At 29.4% G+C, this 316-nt stretch carries 1 pseudogene; it reads left to right on the forward strand.

The features are described 5' to 3' along the window. Positions 1–222, forward strand: a pseudogene (locus tag ACJ5GX_RS04535) (hypothetical protein); the annotation flags it as partial. Positions 223–316: the final 94 nt, after the last annotated feature.

Genomic DNA, 316 nt, shown 5'->3' on the forward strand with positions numbered 1-316 from the left:
AATGAAAATAGTGATGATAACATTTTTTCTGAAGTATATAATGATCCAACAGTAGGGTTAAAAGATAAGATTTTATTTTTTTCTATATACTCAATATACTACATTCAATTACCATTTTTGTATTGTGCATCAAAGATATCATAACTTATTAGAATGTTATAAGAGAGTAGAGCGCTCGGTCTTAGAATATGTTTAGTGCTTATCAATACTATATTATTGATCGATCGCTGATGATTCTGTGCTTGGATTGAAATATCCTTATGTGGTGGACAACAACTATTTCCATAACCTTGCATACAATGCTTGTAAGACTGAT

The sequence above is a fragment of the Wolbachia endosymbiont of Tuta absoluta genome (genome assembly GCF_059414725.1).